The organism is Nodosilinea sp. E11 (assembly GCF_032813545.1).
Lineage (GTDB): Bacteria > Cyanobacteriota > Cyanobacteriia > Phormidesmidales > Phormidesmidaceae > Nodosilinea.
The window spans coordinates 5,362,591-5,385,560 of sequence record NZ_CP136520.1; the positions used below are offsets into that span (position 1 = coordinate 5,362,591).

Below are 22,970 nucleotides of genomic sequence, written 5' to 3' on the forward strand. Positions count from 1 at the left end.
CCTGAGAGGGCTGCCCTGAGAGAGACGCTAGCCGATCAATGTTCTGTTTCGGGAGGTGACCATGCCTCAACCCCTAGCTCACGCCACGCCCGTTACGCCGGAGACCCTATGGCAATCGCCGTCCGTTTCTGCTGAAGTCTTGCTGCCAGGCGATGGGCGCTTTGACCTAACAGCGCTCACCGCTCTGCCGCCCCTGGCCCAACGCTACCTGCGGTGGGCTATTGCCCCTGGCACCCCCCTGGCCTCAGCGGTGCGCTTGCAGATGCACGGCACCATCAAGCTGGGCGACCAGTGGCACCGATTCACGGGCGAAGAAGTGATTCGCTGGCCGCGAGGCATGATCTGGCGGGCCACCGCCTGGATGCAGGGCCTACCGATCGTTGGCAGCGATCGCCTGGTAGACGGCCAGGGTGACATGCGCTGGAAGCTGCTAGGGCTACTGCCAGTCATGCAGGCCAGCGGGGAAGATGTGGCCAAATCTGCGGCGGGGCGCGTCCAGGGCGAAGCGGTGTGGTTGCCCTCGGTGCTCTGCAATCCAGAAATTATTTGGACCGAGTTAAATGACTCCCAGCTCCAGGCCGATTTCACTGCCTTTGGTGAACCCGCCCACCTGACGCTAACCCTAAATGTCCAGGGGGCGATCCAGCAGGTGGCCCTCCAGCGCTGGGGCCAACCCGAGGGGGACGACTACCACTACGGCACCTTTGGCGTCATCGCCGAAGCCAGCAGCACCTTCGACGGATACACCATTCCCACTCGGATTCGAGCGGGTTGGTTCTTTGGCACTGACCGCTTTGAGCGCGAGGGCGAATTCTTCCGCTGCACCATCGACCGAGCCCGCTTCGGATTTCACTAACCGAGGGATTCACTATGGATAACCCCAGCCGCCTGAACGATTTAGTTCGCTACGGCACCCAGGCTGCCTCCAGCCACAATACCCAGTGCTGGCGGTTTCGAGTCAATGAGCAGAGCATTACCATCTTGCCTGACCTCTCTCGCCGCTGCCCCGTGGTCGATCCCGATGACCACCACCTCTACGTATCCCTGGGCTGCGCTGCCGAAAACATTCTCCAGGCCGCCAAGGCCCAAGGGCTGGCGGGGCAGGCGAGGTTTGATACGGTTGGGGATGGCGCTGTACACCTCACCTTTGCCCCCGGCGAATCCAAGACCACCCCGCTGTTTGAAGCGATTCCCCACCGCCAGTGCAGCCGCACCGAGTACGACGGCCAGCCTCTGAACCCAAAAGAACTGGCCCTGTTGACGGCGGCAGGCAGCGGAGACGGAGTGCGGGTGGTAATGCTGACCCAACCCGCTGACTTAGCGATCGTGGAAGACTTTGTGGTGCAAGGTAACACCGCTCAGCTCAAAAACCCCGCCTTTGTGCAAGAACTGATGGCCTGGGTTCGCTTCAACCCAGCGGAGGCAGAACGCAGGGGAGATGGGTTGTACAGCGCAGCGTCGGGAAATCCGTCGTTACCCCGCTGGTTAGGCAAGCTGATCTTGCCCCTGGTGCTGCGACCCGGTTCAGAGAATGAGAAGTGCATCCGACAACTGCGGAGTTCGGCGGGGGTGGCGGTGTTTGTGTCTGCGGTAAACGACCCAGCCCACTGGGTGGCGGTGGGCCGCTGTTATGAGCGCTTTGCCCTGCAAGCCACGGCCCTGGGCATTCGCCATGCGTTTTTGAACCAGCCGGTAGAGGAGACGGCCCTGCGGCCTGCGTTTGCCCAGGCACTGGGGTTGAATGCAGAACGGCCCGACCTGGTGGTGCGGTTTGGGCGGGGGCCAGAGCTGCCCAGGTCGCCCCGGCGATCGCTAGACGACGTGTTGGTGTGAGCCGTGGCCCGCCTAACTTTTGCGCTCTAGGCTTAGCACATTGGCCCGATCGCCGCTGGGTGGCGTTTGGGCGAGGGCTGCTGACCCCGGCAACGACAGGGCTAGGCTGGCTCACTTTGAAGTTTGCCCAAGACCCAATTGGCAACCTGTTTTTGACCGTGATGGAACTTTTGGCGATCGCGCCCTGAAGGACCGCAAAAGAAGGACCGCAAAAGAAGGACCGCAAAAGAAGGACCGCAAAAGATTGATTAAAACTATTGCATAAACTCTATTAAATAATTTTGGCTTATTGTTTGCATCGGAAATTGCAGTTGAGTTTTGCGGGGTGAGGGGTTCCGCAGCCTGAAAAGTTGATATAGACTCAATGATATAGAAAAAGCGGAAAGGATTTAGAAAACTAAAGCCTACTGCTTTGACACAGCCCACGAAACCTCACGGGGTGAAACCGGCTGTGATGGTATCAAGTTTGACCCTGCTAAGGCCGAGGCTGACCTGAAGCGCCTGGCGATTAAACGGGTCTAGGAGGAGAGAAAAGTAGAAAGCATGGATTGTTATCAGGCTGAATTTGCGATCTCGTCCCCATTTAGCCTTGAGCAATCCAAGTCTTTTTGTCGGCCCTCATCCTCCCCAAGTACTGGTTCGGAGAGAGATAACTAGCCGCAGGCCCTAGGGTTTCCATCGCCACCTGACTGTCTCGGCTGGTTTCTGAACCAGCCCACCTCGGCTGTTTCCAACAGCATAGCCGGGGTGGGTTTCCTCTTCACCCTTACCCATTCCCAGCGGAAATGGATTGATTTCTCTTGGCGTTATAGCTGTAGCCAGTCTGGTTGAGACATTTCCTCAAGAATGTTTGAATGTTCAAATATTCTTGAGGGTTCTGGATGTCCTAACCCAGGTGACTGTGGCTGGAGTAGAGCAGTTTTAATCTAGCCGTCACGCCCACGACTTCTTCTATAATCGCTTTGCCCACGACGATGGAGTTTACCATGTCAGACCTGCGCGATTGGTTTGCTGGCCGAGTGGCGGTGCTGGCTACCATGCACCGCAAAGAGCAGGCGATCGCCCCCCTGCTCGAAACGCAGTTAGGTGTCACGGTAAGCGTTCCCCCTGCCTTTGATACCGACGGGTTTGGCACCTTTACCGGCGAGGTAAAGCGCCTCTCCGACCAGCTCTCCACCGCCCGGCTCAAAGCCGAGGCCGCTTTGAACTGTACTGGGGAGACCCTGGCGATCGCCAGCGAGGGCAGCTTTGGGCCGCATCCTCAGATGCCGTTTATCTCCTGCGATCGCGAGTTGGTTATTCTGTGCGATCGCCAGCACCAGTTAGAAATTGTCGGTGAGTGCCTTTCCACCGACACCAACTACCGCCAGCAGGTGGTTCGCAACTGGTCCGAAGCCGAAGCCTTTGCCGCCGCCGTAGATTTTCCTCACCACGGGCTGATCGTCCGGGTTGACGAAACTCTGATCGCCAAGGGCATTACCGCTGCCGACGAACTGGCAGCGGCGGTGACAACCGCTATTCAACAGTCTGCCAACGGCACCGCCCGCCTCGAAACCGATATGCGCGCCCTCTATAACCCCACCCGGTTGAAGGTCATTGCCCAGGCCACTGAGCACCTGCTACAGGTGATTTCCCAGACCTGCCCCGATTGCGGCTGCCCTGGCTTTAGGGAGGTGAAGCGGTGGCCAGGACTGCCCTGTAGCCTGTGCGGTACTCCCACGCTACTGACTATGCTCGTGCGCTATCAGTGTCAGCAGTGCTCTTACCAGCAGAACCGTCAACCCGCTGACCTGCCTCCCCAGGCCGATCCTAGCCACTGCCCCTACTGTAATCCATAGCTATGGCCGGCGTTGGGCTAATGGGCCTGTTTGGTCTGCTTTGGGGCAAAGCGCAAGTTAGTCGTTTGAAAGTCTGGACATCAAAACCAAAACTAAAAAACCCCAACCCTTTGCAGACCTGGGGCGCTTGAACTGGAGATCGGACAACAATCCTCTCGCCCAGCATTGTCTGTGCCCCGGCCCTCTAAATCAAAAGACAGCCCGTCAACTATTACAAAGTGCAACATGAATCCAGAGTGCAACGCGAATCCAGAGTGCAACGCGAAGCAGGTGAGCGGAATGATTTGTAAACTGCGTTTGCCCTCTGGTGGGTTGGGACCTAGTGCCACCCCCCACCCCACCCTACGATTGATTTCGACCCACGTCTTAACGCTAATCGTAGGGTGGAAAAAGGCGTGTAAAGTATCAAGCAACAGCCCCTCTTCACCCGTCCACCCATCCACCCCTTCACCCCTTCACCCCTTCACCCCTTCACCCATCCACCCATCCACCCATCCACCCCTTCACCCATCCACCCATCCACCCGCCACCCCTCCCCATGTCCCCCCTCCCTCTCCATCGTCCCCGCCAGCTTACCCTCGGACCGCTAGAGGCCGAAATTCTCGCCATTGTCTGGGCCAAGGGCAGCGCTACGGTGAAAGAGATTCACGACCAAATTCTGTCGGACCCCGATCGCGATTTGACTCAGGCTTCGGTGACCACGGTGTTGCAGCGGCTAGCCAAAAAAGGTTGGCTGCGGCGCGAGGCCATACCCCCCCAGGAGTCGGGTCGCTCTCGCCGGGTCTACCGCTGGCGGCCAACGGTGTCTCAGCAGGAGGCCAGGGTGCTGACGGCTCACCAGCAGCTTCAGAGCTTTTTAGCGGTCGGTAGCCCCGACTTGGTGGCGGCCTTTGCCGACAGTCTCGATGTGGCAGAGTTAGATCAGCTCGATGCGATCGCGGCTCGCCTGCGGGTTCTGCGTTCAGCCCAACCGCCTAGCTCAGGGGAGGACGCGTAATGCACAGCAGTCTTTTGTTGATCACGGGGTTGATAGCAGTGGCGTGGCGGTGGCAATGGCGATCGCCCGCTGGTTCATGGCAGGCTCGCTGGCAGTCAGCCTTAGTTGCCTTTTGCCTGCCGCCGCTGATGGTGATGCTGGCCGCTGGGGCGGTGATCTCCATGGGGCACCACGGCACCATGATGGGCTGGTTGGTTAGCCCTATGGGCTGTTGGGTCAGCTGGGGAATATTGGGGTGGCTGGGGGGCATTGGGGTCTACAGCCTGGGGCGAGTCATCCAAACCGAGTGGCGGCTGCGGCAATATGCTACCGTCGCCCTGCCCACGGGTGGTCAGGCCCGTTGTTTAGCCATTGACCTACCGGTTGCGGCCCAAGTGGGGCTATGGCATTCATCTCTGCTGGTCAGTCGGGGCTGGTTAGAACAGTTGACCGTTGCCGAACAGCAGGCGATGCTCGCCCACGAGCAGGCCCACGCCGACTACCGCGACCCACTCTGCTTTCTAGGCTTGAGTATTGTGCGTCGCTTTGCTATTGGCTTGCCCAATACCTCGACCCTATGGGAAGAACTGCTGCTGCTGCGGGAGATGCGTGCCGACCGCCGCGCTGCCGAAACCAGCGATCCCTTATTACTGGCTGAGCTGCTGGTGAAACTCTCGCGCCAAATGACCCTAGCGACCCAGCGTGATGCGCCTGATCTCGAACCTTGCCTGGGGTTTAACGAAGTCCTGACGCTCAGCCGGTTAGAACAGCGGGTGCAGGCTTTGCTAGAACCTGGGCCAATGACAGAACCAGCCAGACTCGGCCCGAGGCCTCTAATCTGGCTGGTGGTTGCTGCACTGCCCTGGACTGCGACCTGGCTGCATAGCTGAACCGCGCCAGGTCACTCCGCTGACTCAGCTGGTGGTGCGGCTGGGGCTGGGGCTGCAGGGGGTGGAGCTACCGGAGGTAGAGCTACCGGAGGGGCAACCGGAGCCGGGGGCGCGATCGGCGGTGGAGCGGCAGGGGCAGGCTCGGGCGCTGACTCGGGCACTGACTCGGGCACTGACTCAGGGGGAGCGCTGTCAGCGGGGGCTAGCGTTGCCGGGGGTGTAACCGGGACTGGGGGAGCCGCCGGCTCGGCGGCTGGGGCCGGGGTTTCGGCTGGCGTTTCGGGCGGCGTTTCGGGGCCAGAACTGGGCTGGGGCGAGGCGGATGTAGATTCTGCCGGGGCCGGGGTGGTTTCTGGCGAGGGGGACGTGGGCACTTCTACGGCCTGGCGCTCGCCGCGGCGACGGGCATCGCGGTTGCGACGCGACCCGTCAATGGTGAGGTCATACTCGATCGGCACGCTAGCCCCGCCTGCGACGGGTTGAAATCGGGAGGTACGGGCGGCCTGAATAGCGGCCTGGTCGATGTCGGCATTGCCGCTGGAGCGGGTGAGGGTAACACTGCGCACGCTGCCGTCGGGGTTGATGTCGACGCTGACCATGGGTTGGCCCTCGGCCCCGGCGGCCAGAGCGCTCTGGGGGTAGCTGGGGCGCACACAGTTTTGACAGGCGACGGTGCGCGAGCCCTGCCCCTGGCCGCTGCCCTGGGTGGTAGAGGGAGCCGCTGCGACCCCAGGGCTGTCCTCCGCAGGCGCATTGGGAATCGTGCCCGTGCCAGCGGTGGCCGACTCGGTGGGCACGGCGGCGGTGCTGGTGCCAGCGGTGGCCTGGGAGTCGCGCAGGCGCTGGAGCAAATCGCGTAGCCGCTCGGCCTGAGATTCGCTGGGTTCCGTGGCGACGGCCTCGGGTTCCAGTTCCTCTGGGGTTGCTTCAGCCGTTTCCGTCGGTTCGTCTTCGCTGAGGGTCGGTTCCTCTTCGGCGGTGGACTGGGGCTGTTTGAGGGCTGATTCGGCCTGGGTGTCTTCTAGCGGTTCTGGATTGTTGGGGGTAACTTGCTCCACTGGGGGGGGCAATGGCTCCGTTGGGGCCACCACCGCTGCCCGGGGTGGAGCGCTGGCCGTCGTCGCCGCTGGGTTGTTGGTTTGGGTGCTGAGTTCGGCGGGCTGGGTGGGGTCGGGCAAGACCTCTGGCTCGTCGGGCAGTGGCTCGGTTAGAGACTCGGTGACAATGAGTTCGATAGGCGTTAGCTCATCGGTGGCCGCTTGCCAGAAGTTGAACTGGCTGAGACTGAGCGCGATCCCGTGGGCACCCAAGGATCCCAAAAGCCCCCACAACAAGAGTCGCTTCAGCTTTTTCTGCTCGTGCTCGTGTTGTTGAACACAGATCTCTGAAAGGCTCATTGGCACTTGCCCTGGGAAACGGCAAAACGGCTTTAATCATATTACACAATTGACAGCCAATATCATTTGATGGGAGCCACTGGAGTGCTTAGTTATAGCTGTAGCCAGTCTGGTTAAGCCATTTTCCCTAAAAACGTTTGAACGTTTCTAAGGTATCTGGATGTCCTAACCCAAGTAGCTATGGCTATACCTCCCACGCTTGGGATAAAAAAACGGCTTGTCTTTAGATAGGCCCGTTTTATGCATTCACTGTCGAATCTGTCTTGACAGGGCACCGCCAACAGGGGTTAATTTAATGACACCAATTTGCAACTAGAGCCTATGGGTACTATTTTCGCGGCAGGCGGCATCGTCATGTGGCCGCTGCTGGGGTTTTCAATTCTGGCGATCGCACTGATCGCTGAGCGCACCCTCTTCTGGATTCGCATCAACCGCCGCCAGCGCCCGGTGATGCAAGAGATTCTGCGCACCTATCGGCAGGCCCCCATGGATGTGTACCCTAAGCTACGGCAGAACGTTAACCTGCCCATCGCCCGCATTTTTCTCGAAGCGCTAGCTATCGAAGGGGCCAGCCCCAAGCAGTTTCACCTGGCCCTGGCCAGCGCCATGCAGGCCGAACTGCCCCATCTGCGCCGGTTTAACACCGTCTTTGCCACCATCATCAGCGTCGCTCCCCTGCTGGGGCTGCTCGGCACTATTCTTGGCCTAATCACCTCGTTTGCCGCCATTCAACTCGGCGACATTAGCTCTAATGCCAACGCCGTAACCGGCGGCATCAGCGAGGCTCTGGTGTCTACCGCCGCCGGGCTGGTGGTCGCCATTGGCACGCTGCTGTTTGCCAACCTGTTTCGTGGCTTCTACAAACGCCAGCTCGCGCTGATTCAAGAGTACGGCGGCCAGTTTGAGATTTTGTACGAGACCCACTACGAACGGCAGAGCCAGCTCAGGCAAGAGGCGTTGGTGAGGTAGGTGGCGGGTGGTGGGTTTCAGGTATCGGGTACCAGGTTTTGGGTGCCCGGTTTCAGGTATTGGGTATTAGGTGCAGGTTTTAGGTGCAAGGTAAAACCGCAAAGCTAATTAACTTACCCTGTCCCTCCCAGAAGGGAATGCCCCGACACCCGACATTCGAATCAACCCACCCCTGCCCCTCCCAGGAGGGGATGTTCCAACACTCGAATTAACCCACCCCTGCCCCTCCTAGGAGAGGATGTCCCGACACTCGAATTAACCCACCCCTGCCCCTCCCAGGAGGGGATGTCCCGACACCCAATACCTATTCCCCTATGTCCTACTTTCCCGAAGAACCCGAAGATGAGTTTGAACTCAACATCGTGCCGATGATCGATGTGATCTTTGCGATTTTGACGTTTTTCATTATTTCGAGCCTGTTTCTCACCCGCTCAGAATCGCTGCCGGTGAACCTGCCCCAGGCGGCCAGTGCTGAGTTGCAGCAGCGCACGCGGATTACGGTGAGCGTTGAGGAGTCGGGGGAGATTGCCCTGAACCGGGAGGCGATCGCCCTCGAAGATCTCCAGACTGGCGTGCGTGAGCTGATGGGGAGCACCCAGGAGTCGGTGGTGGTGATCAACGCCGACGAAGCGGTCAGCCACGGGCGCGTGGTGGCGGTGATGGACCAACTGCGCGCGATTGAAGGGGCAACGTTGGGCATTGCCACACGACAGCCGCAGGATTAGAGCAACCAGTTGGTGGACCTGAGACCTAGACCTTCTACTGGTCACCTTAAGTCAGCTTACTGGCCCGGATTCAGCTGCATCATCTGCCAGGTAATTAGCGTTCCTACTGGGCTCCACAGTAGGTATGGGAGCAACAGAAGAAATGCCGCTGTGTCTACCTGCGCCACGGGCCAGGCCAGCAGCAGCCCAAACACAAACCCCGCCGCCCCGATCGCTGTGCCCACGCGCAAACTCTGCAATTTGCACATCACCGGGGTATAGCTGACAATCAGCAGCTCTAGCAAGACGTACCCCGCCATCAACCACCAGCTCTGGGTTTGTCGCCAGACGATGTAGGCCGACCAGCCGCCGCAGATAAAGACCACTGTCCACACAAACGGAATGGCAAACTCAAAGGTCAACCAGTCGGGGCGACGCTGCCGCTTAAACCATTTAATGTCGCGAGAACTGAGCAGGCTGGAGGCAGAGGCGATCGCCACCCCCACCACCGCAATGACTAACCAGGCTGGAAACATCACGCACCTCACAGAGCCTGACTCAACTAAACCAGACCAGCGCTACCGCGACATCTTACCCATGACACAACTTAAGCAACGGGCAGAGACACTTTCGCATCACTTGGGAAAATTTACAGGGGGCTAAGCAAATTGTCGATCGCCAAGGACTCAATCGCGTTTTGAAAGCCAAGCAGCCTTTTTGTGGCGAGAACTCTATTTCTATGGCCTATATTTGCTTCAAAGACCCGTAGGTGCCTTTATCAACCCTGAGCCAGCTATGCAAGTTCAACCGTGCCCAAGCTTGCAGACCCCGACCAATGGAGAAGCGACTGTTCTGGGGCTCAGAGATGTCCTTAGAGCGCTCTAGGGTTACATCTTCGTATAGGGCTGCGATCGTACGTAAACGACAACACCTCCACCCCAGTTCAGGGAAGTGCTTGTAGGCCATAGATATAGATGGAGATAGTGCCGTTCTGTACTTGTCGATTGATATGGCCAGTATTGGTTGGGGAACAATGGGTTGTCTGACAAGGCAATACCGCCAGGTAGGGGCGTTGGCTCTGCGCCTTAGAACGGCCCCAAAATCCTCGTGTATTTTTGTTGCCAGAATTGTTCTAAGACAGCCCCTAGGTCGTGAAGTGGTTTCAATCTAGAGGTTTGAGCGGATCAGGCAAGTTTGAAGAGGATGTTGGGTATCTTCTAATACGTCATCCGGCGGACTGCCCTGAGGTTGAAGAAAAGAAAAGAAAAAATCCCCGACTCTTGCAGGTTCACTGCATCGACTGGCTCAGCGCAGCTACCGCTGCAGTCTGGTTACTTCCCCTCTCTACCGGCGGTCATCGCTATGCCCAACCTTCAAACCGCAGATTTTTCTCAAAGTCATAATCCCGAGGTGCTTTGGTCTCTTGGCATGGCCCCATTGATGGTGCCTCAAACGGCCACGTTGCGAGAGGTGATTAGTGAGTTAAACCGCGACACAATTCAGGGGCATAGCTGCGTATTGGTGGTGCAAGGACACCAGCTCGTCGGTCTGGTCACCGATCGCGATGCCATTCGCCTGGTGGTCAACAGCGTGGATCTAGATACCCCGGTTGCTCAGCACATGACTGACTCGCTAACGGTGCTGCCGGTCAGCGAAACCGTCAGCGCCCTCGATATATTAAATCTCATGCGCCAGCGGCAGATTCACCATATGCCCCTGGTCGATCACGATCAGCGTCCGGTGCGACTGATAACTATCAGTTCGCTTCAGCAGGCGCTCCAGCCTCCCCACGTGCTCAAGCTACAGCGGGCGCATTCGCGCATGACCACCACCCTGGTGACCGTCCATCCCACCGACTCGGCTCTAGCTGCCGCTACGCTGCTAGCAGACTATCAGGTGAGCTGCGTAGCTGTGGTTGACCCCACGGCTGCCGGGGTGTTGCTCGGTGTGGTACTGCGGCAGGATGTGCTGCGCTTTCAATCGCGGCACACCGACTTGGCCCAGCTGCCAGTGCGGGCTATTATGCGAGATCCGCAGCTGTGCCTCAAACCCGACGATTCGCTCTGGCTGGCTTACCAGGAGATGAGCCAGCACCGCCTACCCTGCCTGGTGGTCGGCACCCCGGAGCAGCAGCCCCTGGGGGTGATCAGTCAGACAGACCTGCTCTACAGCCTTGATCTGCGCGAACTTCAGGCTTCCTTTAGTCACCTGTGGCAGTCGTTTAAGCAGTCTGATAACGAGAAGGTTGAGATCTGGAAAAGTCACAGTTCTGAGCTAGAGCGGTTGGTGCAGGGGCGCACCGAACAGCTCGAAGAACAGGCCAAGTGCGATCGCCTACTCACTACCCTGACCCAGCGGATCCACGAATCCCTTGAGGTGCAAGACGTTCTCGCTACCACGGTAGGGGATGTCCGGCAGTTGCTGGGGGCCGATCGCGCCTTGATCTATCGGTTTGAGACCACCGCTAGCGGCACCGTAACTGTAGAGTCGGTGGTGCCGCCCTGGAACTCGCTGCTGGGCTACACCATCGAAGACACCTGCTTTGAAAAACACTGGTCTGAGGCCTACCGCTACGGTCGTGTTCAGGCGGTGGAAGACATTCACCGAGCGGGTCTCAGCCCTTGCCATATCGATATGCTGGAGGCGCTGCAAATCCAAGCCAATCTGGTGGTACCGATTGTCTGCGACCATCAGCTCTGGGGGCTGTTAGTGATTCACCAGTGCGGCGATGTCCGCCGCTGGCGCGATTGGGAAATTCGACTGGTGGAGCAGCTGGCGCGATCGGTGGCGATCGCCGTGCGTCAGTCAGAACTGTATCAAAAGCTCCAGGAAGATCTCGAAGCCCGCAAACAGTACGAAATTCACCTGCAACAGCTCAACGATCAGCTAGAGCAGCGGGTGGAAGAACGCACGGCCTGCTGGCGTCAGGTGACTGAAAAGCTGCGTCAAGAAGTTGATCAGCGTCGCCAGGCTGAGCAAACTCTGGCCAAAACCAATCAGCAGCTTCAGGCCGTCCTCCACGCGGTACCCGCCATGGTGTCGTGGGTCAGCAAAGACGGGCTATACCTGGGCTGCAACCGCCGTCTGGCCGCTTCCTTTAACCTGCTGCCCGCCAATTTTGTCGGCCAGCATCTGGGCTTTTTGGGGGAAGCCTCACCCTTCTGCCAGTTTGCCCAAGATTTTTTAGCCAGCAATGCCAATATTATTAGCCAAGAAATGCAGTTCTCGGTGAAGGGAATAGCTAGCCACTGGCTGCTGGTGGCTCAAAAGTATGACCAGGGCGGCGCTGCGGTGTTTGTGGGGCTAGATATCAGCGATCGCGAGCAGGCCAAAGCCGCTCTGCAAACCAGCGAGATCAAATTTCGCAGCCTGGTCGAGCAGACCAACGACTGGGTTTGGGAGATCGACCGCGAGTTTAGCTTTAACTACATCAATCCCCGCGCTAGCGAAATTCTCGGCTGCCCCGCTGAAGCAATTCTCAACCACCGGTTTACTGACTTTATGGCCGATGACGAGGCGGTGCGCTTTAGTACCATTTGGGCACTGCTGGTGGGCCAGCGCCAGCCCTTTACCCAGCTCGAAGCCACCTGCCTGCGCCCCAGTGGCGAGGCCGTCATTCTTGAAATTAGCGGTTCCCCTGTTTTTAACGTCAAGGGTGAGTTTGAGGGCTACCGGGGCATTACCCGCGACATTACTGAGCGCAAGCAAATCGAGGTCGATATCCGCAAAGCTCTGACCCGCGAGAAAGAGCTGAGCGATCTCAAAACTCGGTTTATTTCTATGGCTTCCCACGAGTTTCGCACGCCGTTGACCACTATTTTGGCCTCTGCCGAAACCCTAGAGCGCTACGCCCATAAGTTCACGCCAGAAAAGCAGCAGACGGTGTTAAAGCGTATTCAGACCTCCGTGCACCATATGATTGGTCTGCTCAACGATGTGCTTACCGTCGGCAAGGCCGAAGCGGGCAAGCTGGCCTGTACCCTGGCCCCTATCGACCTGCATCGGTTTTGCCGCGACTTGGTTGAAGAAGTCCAGTTTGCCCAGGTCAGTACTGCCAGCCCCATCGAGTTTACCGCCACGGGCGATCGCTTCCAGGTGCTGGCCGACGAAAAGCTGCTGCGACACATTTTGCTCAACCTGCTCTCCAACGCGGTGAAATATTCCCCCGAGCATACCCCGGTCACCTTTGCGGTGACCTGTGGGGATGGCGAAAGCATATTTCAAGTGAGCGATCGCGGCATTGGCATTCCCCCTGCTGACCAATCCCGGCTCTTTGGTGCCTTTCACCGCGCCGAAAACGTGGGGAATATTTCCGGCACCGGCCTTGGTTTAGCAATCGCTAAGCGGGCCGCCGAAGCCCATCAGGGGCGCATCTCGTTGGTGAGTGAAGTGGGCCTAGGCACCACCTTTACTGTTGTTTTACCCCTTGTACTGTGGAGTGACCATCATGGCTAAAATTCTGGTGATCGAAGACGAAGCTGGGGTACGCGACAGCATCGTTGATATTCTCAATGCCGAAGACTTTATTGTTGATAGCGCCGCCAACGGCGAAGAGGGCCTGCGCCAAATTCACGAATTTAAACCCGATATGGTGATCTGTGACGTGATGATGCCCGTGCTGGATGGCTTCGGCGTCTTGCAGCAGATTCGCCAAGATCCGGGTTTGGCTACCTTGCCCTTTGTGTTTCTCACCGCCAAGGCCGAGCGGATCGACTTTCGCAGCGGCATGGATTTAGGCGCCAACGACTACCTCACCAAACCCTTTACCCACGACGACTTGTTGAGGATGATTCGGACCCGGTTGGGGGCCAGCAGTGCTGTCCAAGAAAAGACGCAGCAGCAGCTCAGCGCCCTGCGCAGCAGCATTAGCACCGCCCTGCCCCGCGAACTCGGTGCGCCCATGCGCGAAGTGCTCAAGCTAGCCACTACCCTGATCGAGGAGGCCGAAACCCTGGAACCTGAAGCGGTAGTAACCCTGGCTAAGGCCATTCACCGCAATGTTCAACGCACGGCGCGCTTGACCCAAAATGTGATGCTGTTTGCCAAGCTAGAACGGCTCAGCCCCGAGCAAATTTCTGCCCAGGCCCTGCATCGCCAGCCCCTTGCTCGCGCCGACGAGATCATCACCGAGATTGCCCAGGCGCTTGCCGCCGACTACCTGCGCGAGGATGACCTGGAGATTTCTCTAGAGCAATTGGTCTTGCCCATGTCTGAGTCGCAGCTGCGCAAGGTCTGCGAAGAGCTGCTCGACAATGCCTTTAAGTTTTCTGAGATTGGCACCCCAATTAAGGTATTTGGGTCGCGGGGCGATGGCAAGGTCACCTTCTACGTGATCGACTATGGCCAGGGCATGACCCCCGACCAGATCGCCAATGTGGGGGCCTATCTCCAGTTTGAATCCGAGACAGAAGCTGCTGGCACTGGCCTGGGGCTCACAATTGCCAAACGCTTAGTCGAACTCTACCGGGGCGAATTGCTGATCGAGAGTATTCCTGGACAGCAGACTATCGTGCGAGTGGCCCTGCCCGATTAGTGTTTGGCTAGGGTTCCGGTTCTGACCCCCTAGACGGTCGCATTGCCGTGAATTATTGCATTAGCTCATCGACTTTTTGAAGCAGCTCTGGTGTCGAGAACCCTTTGGTCAGGTAGTCGGTAGCGCCGACTCGGCGGGCTTCTTCAAACCAGTCCTCCGATAGTCTAGAAGAGACTACCAGCACTGGCGTCTGAATGCCTGTTTGACGACAGCGATCGATCAGGGTGAACCCATCCATATGGGGCATTTCAATGTCGGTGATGATCAGCGCTGGTAAAGGGTTGGTCTGGAGCCAGTTCCAGGCCTCTAGGCCATCGGCACAGGTGTGGGTTTCGTGGCCGTGGGTGGTCAGGCTGGCCTCCAGGCGACGGCGCATCAGGGCGGCATCATCGGCAATCAAAATGGTGGGGGTAATGGCGATCGTTGCTTCGGCGATGGGGTCGGCTGAGCCCGCTGCCGCCACCTGTTTCGGCGCAAGATGCAGTCGTTCCACCAGGGCTGGGGCGTTGAGTACGGGTAGCAACGTGCCGTCGGGTTGCAGACTCACGCCCATCAGGCCTTCGGCAGGCTGGAGGGGAGAAGGGAGCGAATTAATGATTAGATCGGTCTGCCCCAGCAAATCATCGGCGATCAGCCAGGCCCTACGCCCCCCTAAACTAGACTGCACCGAGACACAGATGGCGGTGTTGTCGAGCGATCGCCGGTTGCCCTGGGGCTGCCAGTATTCCAGCAGATCTAACCCAGGGATGGGGCCGTCTTCTGTCTCGATCTGCCAGGAATATAGGGCAGTGCGATCGTTCACAGGGCTGGCGGGCAGCGTCTCAAACAGGGTGGTGGTGCGAATATCTTCGGTGGGAATGGCAAAGCTGCGATCGCCCGCCTGAAGCACCACACAAGAGACCAGCAGGTGAGGCACCGGAAACTGAAGATGAAAGGTGGTGCCGCTGCCCAATGCCGTGTCGAGGGTGAGCTTGCCGCCGAGTTTTTGCATCTGCGCCACAACGACATCCATGCCCACCCCTCGCCCAGAGAGGGCACTCACCTGGGTTTCAGAACTAAACTCGGGTTGGCAGATCACCGCTAGCAAATCGGCCATTGTGTCGGTCTGGGTGAGGGGTAGCCCCAACGATTGAGCCCGAGCCTGAATCGCTGGGGCATCGATACCGCGACCGTCATCCTCAACGTCGAGCTGGTAGGCGCTGCCCTGACGCCGCAGGGTGAGGGTGAGGGTTCCCTGTTCGGGTTTGCCCAGCCGCTGGCGATCGGTCACGGGTTCGATCGCATGGTCAAAGGCATTGCGAATTAGGTGCAGGAGGGCGGGCTCTAGGCTGCGAGCCGTGCCCACGTCTAGCTCGATGCGTTCTCCCACCACCACCAGCCGGACGGGCTTTTGGAAGCGGGTGGTCAGATCGCGGAGAATGGCCCGCGCCCGAAACCCCAGATTGCTAAACGGCACGAGCCGACTGTCTTCCACCGTCGTCTGGAGCTTGAGCACGCGACCGTCGAGGTACTGGAGGCTGTCGGCCATTTGCTGGGTAGACTTTCCGGCCTCGGCCCCCAGCTCAGACAACCTCAGGCTGGTTTCTAGCAGCCGGTTAACGGTCGTATAGCCTTGGCGATAGCGCTCTAGGGTGGGGCGACTGCCACCGCGCACCGAAATTTTGAAGTTGTCGAGCAGGGCATAGTCTTCTTGAATCTGGCGCAGCTGGGTCGCGTACTGAACGCCCTCCTGGGCTAAGGCCACCATCTGTAAAATTTGAGCCTGGAGAACCTGATACAGGCCCTGGGTGCTTCTGGCCGACAGCAGCGTGTCAATTAAATCTTGGGCAGATTGATCTAGCTTGGCCAGGGGGACTGGAATCTGCACAGTATCTGGGCTAGCGTCTGCGGCTGGGGTCGTCTGATCGAGGTTTGGAGCTGCCGCCCCATCGATTGCCTCTGGAGTGGAGACCCGATCGAGGCGAGATGCTAAAGGCGATCGCTCGTCGTCATCCACAGGGGCAGCATCAAACGGCTCAATCACCCAGGTTTGGGCATTGGGTAGTAGCACCCAGTCTTCTGTGGCGGTCAGTGGTGGCTTGAGCTCAGCGGCTAAGGCATTGGAGCTGTCATCTGCGGTGGTGGTCAGGGGCTCTGTCGCTGGATCAGCGGGGTGCAGATCGGCGGTTTCCTTCGAGCGATCCAGATCTAGATCTAGATCCAGGCCATCGAGGCGATCGAAAAAGTGGTCTACGTCTCCGAGTAAATCCCCGCTATCGACCACCGCAACCTGGGAGTTGAGCCGATTGTCAGCCCCATCTGGGTCGGCAACGGCTGCCGGGGCGGATGCTACCTGGTCTTCACTCAGCACTAGCTCAAAGGCAACCGGTTGCCCAGCCTGGCTGGCACAGTCTTTTAAGGCTTGAAACAGGCGGGGCCATTGGGTGCGCCAGAGGGGGATACTGGGTTGGCTCAAAAGGGTCTCAGCCTGATGGAGTAAGGCCTGCCAACCGGTGGAGAAGCCTAGGTCTCGGCCAATCTGGTCGAGCTGATCAATCAGGTGGCGGGCGCTGAGAAGCATCGATTCGGGGAGATAACCCGAGACCGGCAGCGTTTCTAGGGCAATCTCCAGATCTAGCACGACCAGTTCTAGCCCCTGCTGGGCAAAGTCCTGCTGAATCTGCTGTTGCTCAGACCACTGCGGCAGGTAGGCCTGCTGCACCTGATCCCGGATCTGCTGTAGGCGCTGCAGGGCGGGTTGCACCTGGGCCTGAGTCTGGGCCTGAGTCTGGACCTGAGTTTGGGGCTGATGGGCGATCGCCAGGGTGGCCGCGATCAGTTCGCCGGCTTCTACCAACATGTCGTTGAGCAGGTGGTCGTCTAGGGGCGGGGCCGTGGTCAGATGGCGCAGATCGGAGAGCAGGTCTTCGAGGCGGGTGGCGACCTGCAAAACCCCTTCGGCCCCTACGGTTACGGCCCCCCCTTTGATCGTGTGAATGACGCGATACAGGATCTGGATATCTTTGGCCCAGGTTTGAGGCTGTAGCTGCGCCGCCTGATCGAGGTAGGTTTGCAGGCCCTTTTGGGTATCGACCTCGAACATACTGCGCAGTTCCTGCTGGAGTTGCGCTTCCATTAGATCCGCAGACTCATCGGTGGCCTGGGTGCCGTTATCCGGGGCCGAAGCGGATTGGTCAGGATTAAGCATGGTGTTTTAGCAACAGAAGAGTACGGTGGAAACAAGCGGCAGGCGAGAGGGATGGCTGGGCAGACCGTTAGGGGTAAACCTCGATCGCATCAGCCGCCCCATCGGCAGCGGCAGCGGCCTCAGGTGTTGACGGCGGGAGGGAAATATGGACCTGGGCGGGCAGTTGAAAATAGGTGACATTGCGATCGAGGTTGTGGGCGATCGCCGCCAGCGACTGGGACTGGAGGCGAATTGCATGGGCCTGGGTGGAGGTAGCAGCAGCGACCTGGGCCATTGGCTGAATCGACTCTAGGGTGGTTTCGGCCCCGCCTGCGATCGCCTGACTGACTTGGGTTACCTGCTGCCCCAGATCAGTCACCTGAGCCATTGCGGTGCGAATGTGTTCGAAGGTTTGATTGGTCTGGCTGATCCCGGCGGTGAGGCTGTCGGCCTGCTGGCTAAGGCCCTCCACGTCGTGGTTTAGACCCGACACTACGGTTTGAATTTGTTCGGTGCGGCGCTGCAAGACCACCAGACTCTGGTTGGTTTCGGCGGCCAGATCATTCACCTGGCTGGCAATGGTCTCAAATTCCCGAGTAACGGCGGCAAATTGGGTGGGGTCTTGCTGTTCAGAGGCGCGGGTAGACAGCATCGAGGCATTGAGGGCCAGCACCCGAGTTAGGGCGGCAATCCGCTTCTGGTCTTTCACGAACTGGGTGGCGAGATCGACGTAGCTGGTCAGGGTTTGGGTACGCCCAACCATCTGCTGGGTTTCTCGCTGCAAACTGCCCACGTCGCTGGTCATCGCCTCTATGTCCTGCTGTCCCTGGGCCATGGCCGTCTGACCCTGGGCGATCGCATCGAGGGTCGCCGTTACCTGCTGCTGCTGGTTTTGGCACAGGGTTTGGATGGCTTCTACCAGCGACTGCACCCGGCTGACCGACTGTACGTGCTGATCGGTCTGGCTGGCCATAGTGACCGCCAGCGTTTTTACATCGCCCGCCGACTGGGTGACCTCGGTGGCTGTGGCCAAGGCCGCCGCCAGCATCTGACCCAGCCGCTCAATCAGTTGGTTAAAGGCGGCGGCCAACTGGCCCATCTCCGTCGGGTTGACCGCTGCTGTGATGGTCAAATCTCCCATTCTGACGGCGGAAAAGGCGCTCAGGAGCTGGTCTAGCTCGTGCTGCAACGCCTGAGTTCGGTCGTCTTGAACGGTGGCGTGCTGGCCAAACTGCTGCTCTAGCTCAGCCCGAGTTTGCTCTAGGGTGGCAAAGGACGATTGCAAGTGTTGGGCTAACTGGTCAATGGCGGTGCTGAGAACCGCCAGTTCCCCTTGGCTCTGCCCCAGGGGAGGGGGGGCAAAGTCGCCTTGCCTCAGGTTTTCGATCGCTTGGGTGGCGGCGACAATGGGGGCGGCGGTGCGTTTGGCAAACCAGACCAGCGCGATCGCCCCGGCTCCGGCTACCGCTGCCGTGCCCAGCAGCAAGAGCAGCACCTGCTGCCGGATTGGGGCCAGGGCGATCGCCTGCTCGGTGGTGAGCAGTGCCCCCAGGTTAGGATCGCCCAGGCCATCGATGGTCTCCACGGGGGCGTAGCTGACCAGGGCCTGACCACCGGCTGCTGGGAACAGGGCGGCCGTGGGCTGCCGGGAGGCGTGCTGTTCTGCCAGGCCATCAAAGGTCTGGGCGACTGTGCTGGCCAGGTAGTTGGGCTGGCTACCGGCCACAAACGCGCCCTCTCCGGTGAACAGATGCCACTGGCTGCCGGTTGCTAAATGGCGATCAAACAGCGGCGCGATCGCGGTTAGGGGAATTTGCATCCAGATCGCCCCGATGGGCTGATTGCTGGTGCGATCGATCACCGGGGCTACCAGTTCGACATGCCCCTGGTTGTTGGCCGCTGCATCTAGCGTCGCGACAGTCGTCTGGCGCGACTGAATCGCCTGCTGAAAAAAGGGGCGATTGCCCAGCTCGGGCAGTGGATTGCTGGCGTCAGACTGAACTAGGGGCTGGCCCTGGGGGTCGAGAAAGGCCATGCTGATGGCTTCGCTCTCCGCTACCACCTGATTCAGCACTTGTTTTTTTTCAGCCGATGACGTCGCCAGGCGGCGGTCACGTTCTGCAAACATGGCCAGGCTGGCAACCAGCTGGGCGTCCCGCGATCGCTCCGCCAGCAACTCTCCTAGGCGATCGGCCAGCAGCTGAGTCTGCACTAGCTGCTGCTGTTCGGCGTTGCGAAGGCCAGCCTGGCGCGTCATCCAGGCCGTCAGGCCACCGATGGTCACCACCGGCACTATCCCCACGGCGATCGCCAGCAGCATCGCCTGCCCCTGCAGCCCCCGCCCAGTCCTTGACCGCCCTTGGGGGCGGCGCTCCTGCGGGCTTTCCCCAGACAGATTTCTGGCGGGAGTTTGAGGTGTTTGTTCAGCCGCTTGAGACCGAGGCGGAATGGTCGTTGACATAGAATTACCTAGATAACGAGTCAGTAGACTGAGACAGAGCGATCGGCAAGCCTGAGTCTTATACCGATACCGAATCCTGTCTGGCTATCCCCGATTGCTAGGGGCATTGCACGGCAATGCCCCTACGGGGTACCTGTTTTGAGTCGGGGTTTCCCATGGCGGATTTCGGATTACAGGGGGTGATCGGCAGCCCCAGCAGCAGACGCGGCTATAGACACAGCACTAGGGCTAGCCGCTAAGGCGCTGGGGGCAACGCCATTGGGGGTAGCGGGTAGCTGGAAGAACTGAATGGTTTCGAGCAGCTGGTAAGACAGGGCCTCCATCTGCTCTGACTGGAGGCGGTTGTTCTGGGTGAACTCGGCGGTTTGGGTGGCAATGTCGGTAATGGTACGCACCACGGCGGCGGCTTCCTGCACCGCTCCCACAATGTTTTGGCTCACCTGGGTGACCGCTGTTTCGGCCTCGACGGCGGCGACCGTCACCGTCTGCACATCGCTAAATACCTGCCGCGATTGGCCAACACCCTCGGTAAACTCCTCCACCAGCCCCCCCAGCCGCTGCACATCAGCATCGACGGCAAACACAACGCTTTGAATCTGGGCGCTGCGCTGTTCTAGCGTGGTCAGGCTGTTGTTGGTTTGCTGGGCTAGCTGGCTAACCTGGTTGGCAATGGAGCTAAATTCTCGCGCTGCCACCACAAACTGGCGGGGGTCCCGCTGTTCGGCGGCGCGGGCGGCCACCAGCGATGCGTTCAGAGCCAGGGTTTGGGTGAGGGAGGCCACCTGGGTCTGGTCTTGAACAAACTGATCGGCCAGGCCGACAAATTCGCCCAGGGTCTTCATCTGCTGAATAATGCGATCGCTGCCTTCCTGCAAAATGCCAATACCCGAGGTGAGGTTGGTAATCGCCTGCTGACCTGTGGCCACCGTTGTTTGCACCGCTTGCAGCGAGGCGCTGGTGGTTGCGACCTGGCGGACGGTGGCCTCGGCTAGGGTCTCGACTTGGGCCGTCAGCTTTAGAATCTGGTTTACCCCGGTGACCTGCTGGTCGGCATTGGCCGCAATTAGGCTAGCCTGAGTTTTTTGCTGGTTTGCGCCCGCTGTCACCTGCTGGGCCGTTTCGGTCACTTGCTGGAGTACATCGGCCAGCCGCTCAATCAGGCGGTTGAAGGTATCGGCGACCAGACCGGTGGTGCGATCGCTCACCCGAGCCTGCACCGTCAGGTTGCCCTCTTCTACCTCCGACACTACGTCTAGCAGGTGGCTCACCTCTCCCTGCAAGAGTTCGCTTTCTAACGCCAGCGAAATTAGGTTGGCCACCGAGCCAATAAAGGTTTGCTCCTCGGCCCGCCAGTCGCGGGGGCTGCCGTGCTCGCAGCGCAGACTGCCGACCACGGTACCGGTAATCTGAATCGGCACCTCTAGCAGCGAAACGGTCGTGGGGGCCAGGGCATTTTCAGCCTGTAGCTCTCGGCCCGCCGGATGGTCGGCGACACGGGTGACGCTCAGGGTTTGATTTTGGGCGATCGCCGCAAAATAGGTCGGCACCTCGTCGGTAGCCAGAGCGGTAACGATGTCGGCCTGCCTGTCCCCCTGCTGATAGCGGGTCAGGCACAGCAGCCGAGTTTGCTCTGGCTGCATCAGCCAAACGCTCACGCCATCGAGGCTCAGAGTCCGGGCGATCGCTTCGCTAAAGGAGGTCGCCGCCGCTTGGGCATCGCCCTGAATCAGCGCTTCGTGACGGGCCAGATCTGCCAGCACGTCGTTTTGTAAGCCCAGCTGCTCAGCATTCTGCCGCAGCGTCGCCAGCAACTCCTGAATCTGGGCTCCCATGCGGTTCACGTTCATGCCCAAAATGGCCAGTTCGTCATTGCCTCGCACCGGTACACGGGCATCGAGTTGACCCTGGCCGAGTAGTTCAACGGCCTTTGCCGCTTGGCTGACCGGTCTGGTGGCGCGTCGAGCCAGCACAATCCCCAACAGTACTGCTGTGACTCCGGTCAGCAGCGTACCCACTAAAATCGTCTGCAGCAGCTGGCGCTGGGGCAAAAAGGCTAAGTCTGTACTGGTGGAGGTGACCACGCTCCAGTTCAGGGCATCAAACCCCTGGAGAGGCGCGTAGGCATTGAGAAATTCCTGGCCTTGAACTGTCTCAATCCAGGCTTGGCGCTGTTTCTCAGCATTGGCATCGGCGAACCGGGTTAGCAGGTCGGCTAGGGGCAACCCCACCTGAGGGTTCTCAGGATCGACGGGCAGACTTTGGAAAATCTCGCCGGAGCTGTCCACCAATCGGTATTGAGTCTCTTTGCCCAAACTAGCGGTGCGGAGAATAGCATTGCCGACAAATTCCACCGGAATCTTAGCCGCGACCACCCCCAGCACTGTCCCCGCTGTATCTTTGACGGGTACTGCGACATAGATAGCCGCTGCGCTGGCTAGGGCAGACTCCACCACCACCGGCTCACTAATCACTGGGGCCTGGGTCGACAGCACCTGCTGAAAATAGGTAGCTCCTCGCTGGTTCACCTCTTGAGCAGAGCCTGTAGACTGCACCAGAACATCGCCATTGACGCTGAATATCCCCAGACTGGAGTAGGTGCGATAGTCTTGCACAAACTGCGTCAGCTCTCGAGACAACTGCGCAGCGATCGCGGCCTGTTCTCTCGGCTCTAGATCGCTGGCAAACAGACCTGATTCCTGGGTGATATTGGCGACGGTGCTGGCATTGGCAACGCGCTCCTGCAAAAACCGGCGCAGCTGGTCAGAGAGCTGATCAACTCCAGAAATTTCTTCTTGAGCAATTCGCTCAGTGATGGATTGGTCAGCCGATCGGTACGCCACGTTACCAACCACCAGCACCGGCAGCACGCCAAACACTGCCGCTAGAACCGTGGCTTTGAAACCAATGCCGAGGCCTCGTCGGGGCAAACTGGGTTCATTGGGTACGACCTGAAGTACAGGAGCATTGTCTTCCGCTTTCCGACCGGCAGCGGAGGGAGATGCGTCATTGTTGATATCGACCGGGGCATCGATAGGGTAGTCGGAGGCTTCCCAGGTATTCTGGCCAGGGACAGTCATGGTAATTTGACTCCTGCTATTACGTTGCTAAACTTTGAACAACAATCCAGTTCTTAACTGCGATCGGCCCGTTGGGCCGTGTTTCCGTCCCTAACACACTGGTTTTAGGTTTTAGGTGAAACAGGC

At 59.2% G+C, this 22,970-nt stretch carries 15 protein-coding genes; 10 read left to right on the top strand and 5 right to left on the bottom strand.

Annotated elements, in window-relative coordinates; all coding sequences use genetic code 11:
* Positions 1-61 precede the first annotated feature (61 nt).
* From RRF56_RS25845 to RRF56_RS25870, 6 genes are all read left to right on the top strand, one after another.
* A complete protein-coding gene (locus RRF56_RS25845; RefSeq protein WP_317036029.1) occupies positions 62-856 on the top strand; it encodes a DUF6920 family protein in 795 nt (264 codons plus the stop codon).
* Between the two features lie 14 nt (positions 857-870).
* Complete coding sequence (locus RRF56_RS25850) at positions 871-1,833, top strand: Acg family FMN-binding oxidoreductase (protein WP_317036030.1); 963 nt, start codon at positions 871-873, stop codon at positions 1,831-1,833.
* Complete coding sequence (locus tag RRF56_RS25855; protein WP_317036031.1) at positions 1,830-2,021, top strand: hypothetical protein; 192 nt, start codon at positions 1,830-1,832, stop codon at positions 2,019-2,021. The genes RRF56_RS25850 and RRF56_RS25855 overlap by 4 nt, the downstream gene beginning before the upstream one ends.
* A gap of 798 nt (positions 2,022-2,819) precedes the next feature.
* Positions 2,820-3,671 (top strand): DUF6671 family protein, encoded by an 852-nt coding sequence (locus RRF56_RS25860; RefSeq protein ID WP_317036032.1) that lies wholly within the window; start codon positions 2,820-2,822, stop codon positions 3,669-3,671.
* A 538-nt stretch (positions 3,672-4,209) separates the two neighbouring features.
* Positions 4,210-4,668, top strand: a complete 459-nt coding sequence (locus tag RRF56_RS25865; RefSeq protein ID WP_317036033.1) for a BlaI/MecI/CopY family transcriptional regulator — start codon at positions 4,210-4,212, stop codon at positions 4,666-4,668.
* A complete protein-coding gene (locus RRF56_RS25870; RefSeq protein ID WP_317036034.1) occupies positions 4,668-5,537 on the top strand; it encodes a M56 family peptidase in 870 nt (289 codons plus the stop codon). Before RRF56_RS25865 ends, RRF56_RS25870 begins: the two co-directional genes overlap by 1 nt.
* An 11-nt stretch (positions 5,538-5,548) precedes the next feature.
* Here the strand turns inward: RRF56_RS25870 and RRF56_RS25875 are convergent, their stop codons facing one another.
* Complete coding sequence (locus RRF56_RS25875) at positions 5,549-6,934, bottom strand: TonB family protein (protein WP_317036035.1); 1,386 nt, start codon at positions 6,932-6,934, stop codon at positions 5,549-5,551.
* A 321-nt stretch (positions 6,935-7,255) separates the two neighbouring features.
* On the opposite strand from RRF56_RS25875, the gene RRF56_RS25880 reads away from it, so the two are divergent.
* Together RRF56_RS25880 and RRF56_RS25885 are read left to right on the top strand one after the other, a co-directional pair.
* Complete coding sequence (locus tag RRF56_RS25880; RefSeq protein ID WP_317036036.1) at positions 7,256-7,903, top strand: MotA/TolQ/ExbB proton channel family protein; 648 nt, start codon at positions 7,256-7,258, stop codon at positions 7,901-7,903.
* 314 nt (positions 7,904-8,217) lie between these two features.
* Positions 8,218-8,628: a biopolymer transporter ExbD gene (locus RRF56_RS25885; protein ID WP_317036037.1), complete on the top strand. Its 411-nt coding sequence runs from the start codon at positions 8,218-8,220 to the stop codon at positions 8,626-8,628.
* A gap of 56 nt (positions 8,629-8,684) precedes the next feature.
* Here the strand turns inward: RRF56_RS25885 and RRF56_RS25890 are convergent, their stop codons facing one another.
* Positions 8,685-9,143: a TspO/MBR family protein gene (locus RRF56_RS25890; protein WP_317036038.1), complete on the bottom strand. Its 459-nt coding sequence runs from the start codon at positions 9,141-9,143 to the stop codon at positions 8,685-8,687.
* Positions 9,144-9,969: 826 nt separating this feature from the next.
* Here RRF56_RS25890 and RRF56_RS25895 point away from each other — a divergent pair.
* Together RRF56_RS25895 and RRF56_RS25900 are read left to right on the top strand one after the other, a co-directional pair.
* Complete coding sequence (locus tag RRF56_RS25895) at positions 9,970-13,062, top strand: CBS domain-containing protein (RefSeq protein ID WP_317036039.1); 3,093 nt, start codon at positions 9,970-9,972, stop codon at positions 13,060-13,062.
* Positions 13,055-14,140: a response regulator gene (locus RRF56_RS25900; RefSeq protein WP_317036040.1), complete on the top strand. Its 1,086-nt coding sequence runs from the start codon at positions 13,055-13,057 to the stop codon at positions 14,138-14,140. The genes RRF56_RS25895 and RRF56_RS25900 overlap by 8 nt, the downstream gene beginning before the upstream one ends.
* Before the next feature lie 52 nt (positions 14,141-14,192).
* Here the strand turns inward: RRF56_RS25900 and RRF56_RS25905 are convergent, their stop codons facing one another.
* From RRF56_RS25905 to RRF56_RS25915, 3 genes are all read right to left on the bottom strand, one after another.
* A complete protein-coding gene (locus RRF56_RS25905) occupies positions 14,193-17,327 on the bottom strand; it encodes a response regulator (RefSeq protein ID WP_317036041.1) in 3,135 nt (1,044 codons plus the stop codon).
* A 67-nt stretch (positions 17,328-17,394) separates the two neighbouring features.
* On the bottom strand, positions 17,395-19,767 hold the full coding sequence (locus RRF56_RS25910) for a methyl-accepting chemotaxis protein (protein WP_317036042.1): 2,373 nt from the start codon (positions 19,765-19,767) through the stop codon (positions 17,395-17,397).
* A gap of 170 nt (positions 19,768-19,937) precedes the next feature.
* Positions 19,938-22,844: a cache domain-containing protein gene (locus RRF56_RS25915; RefSeq protein ID WP_317036043.1), complete on the bottom strand. Its 2,907-nt coding sequence runs from the start codon at positions 22,842-22,844 to the stop codon at positions 19,938-19,940.
* Positions 22,845-22,970 lie beyond the last annotated feature (126 nt).